Source organism: Bradyrhizobium sp. ORS 375 (genome assembly GCF_000239775.1).
Taxonomy (GTDB): Bacteria; Pseudomonadota; Alphaproteobacteria; order Rhizobiales; family Xanthobacteraceae; genus Bradyrhizobium.
In genome coordinates this window covers 1-4,074 of the sequence record NZ_CAFI01000207.1, presented here as the reverse complement: position 1 = coordinate 4,074, position 4,074 = coordinate 1, and the positions used below count along the sequence as shown (strand labels likewise).

The 4,074-nt window shown below is 67.2% G+C and carries 6 protein-coding genes and 1 riboswitch; of the genes, 3 read left to right on the top strand and 3 right to left on the bottom strand.

The features are described 5' to 3' along the window. Positions 1-182: 182 nt before the first annotated feature. Genes cobW through BRAO375_RS17730 form a run of 3 tightly spaced genes read right to left on the bottom strand, consistent with a single transcriptional unit; the run spans position 183 to position 2,292 of the window. Complete coding sequence (gene cobW / locus BRAO375_RS17740; protein WP_009028841.1) at positions 183-1,250, bottom strand: cobalamin biosynthesis protein CobW; 1,068 nt, start codon at positions 1,248-1,250, stop codon at positions 183-185. Positions 1,251-1,269: 19 nt separating this feature from the next. Next, positions 1,270-1,656: a DUF1636 domain-containing protein gene (locus tag BRAO375_RS17735; RefSeq protein ID WP_009028840.1), complete on the bottom strand. Its 387-nt coding sequence runs from the start codon at positions 1,654-1,656 to the stop codon at positions 1,270-1,272. A gap of 3 nt (positions 1,657-1,659) precedes the next feature. Then, positions 1,660-2,292, bottom strand: a complete 633-nt coding sequence (locus BRAO375_RS17730) for a HupE/UreJ family protein (protein ID WP_009028839.1) — start codon at positions 2,290-2,292, stop codon at positions 1,660-1,662. A 120-nt stretch (positions 2,293-2,412) separates the two neighbouring features. Then, positions 2,413-2,604, bottom strand: a riboswitch (cobalamin riboswitch). Positions 2,605-2,638: 34 nt separating this feature from the next. Here BRAO375_RS17730 and cobU point away from each other — a divergent pair. From cobU to BRAO375_RS17715, 3 genes are all read left to right on the top strand, one after another. Next, positions 2,639-3,172, top strand: a complete 534-nt coding sequence (cobU, locus tag BRAO375_RS17725) for a bifunctional adenosylcobinamide kinase/adenosylcobinamide-phosphate guanylyltransferase (RefSeq protein WP_009028838.1) — start codon at positions 2,639-2,641, stop codon at positions 3,170-3,172. 13 nt (positions 3,173-3,185) lie between these two features. Further along, positions 3,186-3,794 carry a cob(I)yrinic acid a,c-diamide adenosyltransferase gene (gene cobO, locus BRAO375_RS17720; protein ID WP_009028837.1) on the top strand — a complete coding sequence of 203 codons (609 nt, stop codon included), beginning with the start codon at positions 3,186-3,188 and terminating at the stop codon, positions 3,792-3,794. A 19-nt stretch (positions 3,795-3,813) separates the two neighbouring features. Continuing rightward, the coding region (locus BRAO375_RS17715; protein ID WP_035640852.1) for a nucleotide-binding protein at positions 3,814-4,074 on the top strand (261 nt) is incomplete at its 3' end.

The window sequence follows — 4,074 nt, the reverse complement described above, 5'->3', positions numbered from 1 at the left end:
CTGGCCAGACGCAGGCTTGGCAGCTCGGCCGCGCTTGCGGTCCAGGCCTCGGCAAGCGCGGAGAGATCGCTGTCGGAGAACGACAGCACGACGACCTCCGCCGGCGACTGCGCGAGATCCACGGCCTGCTCGAGGTCGTCCAGATCCGCGCCGGATGTCGCCAGGAGGTGCATCGCCCTCGCCTAGCCCGCGATCAGGGTCTTGATCGCGGCGGCATCGAGGCCGCGCTCGCCGATCACCACGAGCCGGCCCTGCCGTGATTCGCCCGCGCGCCACGGCCGCTCGAACTGATGCTGGATGCGGCTGCCGACCGCCTGCACCAGCAGGCGCAGCGGCTTGCCGGCAACTTCCACAAAGCCCTTCACGCGGAGCACGTCGTGCGCATCGACGGCCGCGGCGATGCGGTCGACCAGCGCGTCGGGCGAGGTCTGCGCCGGCACGTCGAGCACGAAGCTCTCGAAATCGTCGTGATCGTGCTCGGCCTCGTTGTCGTGATGCGACGGACGCGCCGCGAGGTCGTCCTCCGCGGCTGCGCCCAATCCGAGCAGCACGGACGCGGAGAGCTGGCCGTGCTCCGTCGCGATCACCTTGACGGCGCGCTGCACCTTCGCCGCGATCTCGGACGCCACGGCCTTGCGCTCCTCGTCGCTCATCAGGTCGCTCTTGTTCATCACGACGAGATCCGCGCACAGCAGCTGATCCTCGTAGACCTCCTCGAGCGGATTGTCGTGATCGAGCGAATCGTCGGCTGCACGCTGCGCCGCGAGCGCTTCGGGATCGTCGGCGAAGCGGCCGGCGACGACGGCGGGACCGTCGACCACGGCGACGACGCCATCGACCGTGACCCGCGTCGCGATCTCCGGCCAGTTGAACGCCTGCACCAGCGGCTTCGGCAGCGCCAGTCCCGACGTCTCGATCACGATGTGCTCGGGCGGCTCCTTCTGATCGAGCAGGCTCTTCAGCGCCGGCACGAAGTCATCGGCGACGGTGCAGCACAGGCAACCGTTGGACAGCTCGACGATGCGATCCTCCGGGCAATCCGGCACGCCGCAGCCTTTCAGAATGTCGCCATCGATGCCGACATCGCCGAACTCGTTGACGATGATCGCGAGGCGGCAGCCATTCGCGGTCTCGATCAGGTTGCGCACCAGCGTGGTCTTGCCGGCGCCGAGGAAGCCGGTGACGATGGTGCAAGGCGTCTTGGCGAAGGATGTCTTGGCGAAGGATGTCTTGGCGAAGGATGTCGTCATGGCAGCGAGATCTCTATTCTCAGCGCAACGCGGGCACGCGCGCGACCGTGTTCTTGCGGATGTATTCGGGACGCTCGCGCCACGCTGGCAGCCCGGCTTCGTGACGCTGATGCAGCTGCGCGAATGTCAGAACGTCCTGCACATGCACATCCGGATCCAGCGCGCCGAGCACATAGGTCCATTTGCCAGGCGCGGTGACTGCGACGGTGCAGGCACGATTGCAGTTGGACAGGCACTCGACGCCGACCACCACCACGCCCGCGCGCTGCTCGGCAGGCAAGGCCTCGATCGCGGTGAGCAGCCGAGCCCCGGCACGCGGCTGATCAGGCGGCGCTGACTCGGCCGCCTGGGCACGACAGGTGACGCAGACGAACAGCGTCGTCTGACCAGTCTCCAATGCAATCATCAATCAGCCGATCATGCCGGCAGCGGTCGCCGCCGCAACACCGCCCACCAGCACGATCACGGCGCCGGCGAGCCGCAACGCCAGCGGCGCCATGGCGTTCGCCTTCGTCGACAGCAGCCTCGTGCCGAGGAACGCGCCCGCGGCAATGACGGCCTGGATCACCAGCAGGCCAGCGAGATACGCGCCGAGCGGCGTGGTCTCAGCGCCGACGATCGACTCGCCCAGCGCATAGCCATGGAACACACCGGTCAGCGCGAACAACCCCGCGACCGGCAGCACGCCGAAACGGCCGCGCATCACGACCGCCAGGCCGACAAACGCGGTGGACAGGCCAACCAGCAGCTCGGCCGCCGGGATGTTCGCCTTTGCGAGATGCAGGCCGACGCCGGCGATCATCGCCGTCGTGAACGCGAGCACGGGCGCGAAGCCACGGCCGAGCAGGGCCGCAACGATACCGGCGCCGACGATCGCCGCCAGATGATCCAGCCCGATCACGGGATGGCCGAGGCCGGACAGCAGCCCCTGCGCAAAGGTCTGCGGCAGCTTGCCATCCATCATGTGATGCGCAAACGCAGGCTGGGCCGCGAGCAGGACCAGGCTCGCAATCGCAAAAGTCGTGGCACGGGTGAACTTCATGGCCGTCTCCGTCGCTTGCCGGCTCCCCCAGAGGACCGGACGATGCGCTGCATCCGACGGCATCCCGCCCATCCCGGCAGGATCAGAACCAGCATCGCGACTCCCCGCGCGATGGGTCGGCCAACAGCAATGTCGACGGCAGGTCTCCTGGCTCTCGGGTCGCTGCGTGAGACCACCTTCCCGGTTTCCCAGTGGTGCTTTGGCCTCACACTCGCCGATTACAGTTGCGGGGGCAGCCACGGCTTAAGGCGCGAACCCGCACCGTGTTCCCTAAATCTCTCCTTTCGGAGAACCGTCATCTGTTAGATACGGGTCGGGCCAAAGCCCGTCAATCGGAATCGTCCCCATGCCCCCTGCCTCGAACCCCGCCCTGCCGCGCCTCACCCTGGTGCTCGGCGGCGCGCGCTCGGGCAAGAGCCGTCATGCCGAGGCGCTGATCACCGCCGAGTCGCCGCCCTGGATCTATGTTGCGACTGCGCAGGCGTTCGATGGCGAAATGACCGAGCGCATCGCCCAGCACAAGGCGCGCCGCGCCGAGGGATGGCAGACGCTGGAAACGACGCAGGATCTCGCTGGTCTCATCCGCGAACGCGCGGAGCATCGCGCGCCGATGCTGATTGACTGCCTCACACTGTGGCTGAGCAATGTCATGCTTGCCGACAGAAATGTTCCCTCGGCTTGCGCTGACCTGATCGATACGCTCAGGACCGCGCGAGGCCCGATCGTCGCCGTCTCCAACGAGGTCGGGCTCGGCATCGTGCCGGACAACGCGCTGGCGCGCGCCTTTCGCGATGCGCAGGGGCGACTGAACCAGGACGTCGCGGCGTTGGCGGATCGCGTGATTCTGATGGCGGCCGGCCTGCCGCTCATCTTGAAATGAAGAGGACGAACCGATGACCGAGAACGCCGAAGATGCACGCCACAAGGCCAAGATGGAGAACCGCAAGGCGGTGCAGGATGCCGAGGTCGCCTCGAAAACCATGGAAAAAGGCCTGCTGATCGTCCACACCGGCAAGGGCAAGGGCAAGTCGACCGCGGCCTGGGGCCTGATGCTGCGCGCGCTCGGCCGCGGCTTCCGCATCGGCGTCGTGCAATTCGGCAAGGGCGCGTGGGAGACCGGCGAACGCAAGGCGATCGCGGCGTTCGGCGATCAGGTGTCCTGGCACACCCTCGGCGAAGGCTTTACCTGGGAAACGCAGGATCGCGCGCGTGACGTCGCGGCGGCCGAGCGCGCCTGGGCCAAGGCGAAGGAGCTGATGGCCGATCCATCGATCCGGCTGTTGATCCTCGACGAGCTGAACATCGCGCTGCGCTATGACCACCTGCCGATCGGCGATGTCGTTGCCACCCTCGCTGCGCGCCGTCCCGATCTGCATATCGTCGTCACCGGCCGCAACGCCAAGCCCGAGCTGATCGAGGCGGCCGACCTCGTCACCGAGATGAACCTCGTCAAGCATCACTTCTCGGCCGGCGTGAAGGCGCAGGAAGGCATCGAGTTCTAGACCAATCGAGTTCTAAACTATGAGCGCGCGCGCCATCATGTTCCAGGGCACAGGCTCCGACGTCGGCAAGTCGCTGATCGTCGCAGGCCTCGCGCGCGCGCTGACCTTGCGCGGGTTCAAGGTGGCGCCGTTCAAGCCGCAGAACATGTCGAACAATGCCGCCGTCACTGCCGATGGCGGCGAGATCGGCCGCGCGCAGGCGCTGCAGGCGCGCGCGGCTCGGCGGCCGATGACCGTGCACATGAACCCGGTGCTCTTGAAGCCGCAGAGCGAGATCGGC